This window comes from Shewanella sp. S1-49-MNA-CIBAN-0167 (assembly GCF_040310145.1).
Classification (GTDB): Bacteria; Pseudomonadota; Gammaproteobacteria; order Enterobacterales; family Shewanellaceae; genus Shewanella; species Shewanella psychromarinicola.
Map to the genome: position 1 here is coordinate 1 of NZ_JBEOPO010000444.1, position 244 is coordinate 244.

Below are 244 nucleotides of genomic sequence, written 5' to 3' on the forward strand. Positions count from 1 at the left end.
TCTCTGAACTACTGATATCTGAGCTACTGATAGCTGAATTGGCGATATTTTCATTATTGGTAGCAACATTCTCTATCGTCGTTGGCTTTATCGTAATTGGACGATAAAACGCATTGTTTGGCTGATATAACGCGCCGACACTCGCCAGCTTATCGACCACGCTTTGACATGATTGAGTATGAGGTCCCATTAGCACCGGCGTTGCCACACTCGCTGGCTCAACTGGGTTGTGTCCGCCTACATC

General features: G+C 46.7%; 1 pseudogene. It reads right to left on the reverse strand.

The window, feature by feature from the left end:
• Positions 1 to 244: pseudogene (locus AAEZ00_RS21985) on the reverse strand (hypothetical protein); the annotation flags it as partial.